The sequence below is a fragment of the Chromohalobacter sp. HP20-39 genome, assembly GCF_033052815.1.
Classification (GTDB): domain Bacteria; phylum Pseudomonadota; class Gammaproteobacteria; order Pseudomonadales; family Halomonadaceae; genus Chromohalobacter.
Genome location: NZ_JAWHTP010000193.1, coordinates 1 through 419 on the forward strand (window position 1 = coordinate 1; position 419 = coordinate 419).

The following is a 419-nucleotide window of genomic DNA, read 5'->3' on the forward strand; positions in this document are numbered from 1 at the left end:
GGCGTAGCGCGTCCTGGCCGTGCGTGATGTGGAAGCGCTCGCGCGGCACGGTCGCCATCAGCGCATTGCGCTTGCTGCACAGTGAGCAGTTGCAGCGGATCAGTTCATCGAGTTCCGCGTCGAACATGAAGGCGACGGCTTGGCAGTGGCATGTTCCCGTGTGTTGCATCGTGTCTCTTCGCATCGTGTGGGGCTAGGCAGGATACGCTCCGACTTGCAGTGCCGTCGCCCGTTCGCTGCACATCTCCACAAGGCGATCGCGGAGCACGCGCCCTGCGCTGTCCAGGTCGGACCGCGCAAAGAGCGCCAGTTCCAGCCCGCCGATCTCCGGAAAACCGTCGGCGGTGCTGAGCATGCGATGCCCGGGCTGCATGCAACTGGCCGGCAGCAGGCTCACGCCCAACCCTGCGCTGACCGCC

Annotated in this window: 1 pseudogene; it reads right to left on the minus strand. The window is 65.9% G+C overall.

Annotation, left to right across the window (positions count from 1 at the left end):
* Window positions 1-193 precede the first annotated feature (193 nt).
* Window positions 194-419: pseudogene (locus tag RVY79_RS17585) on the minus strand (LysR family transcriptional regulator); the annotation flags it as partial.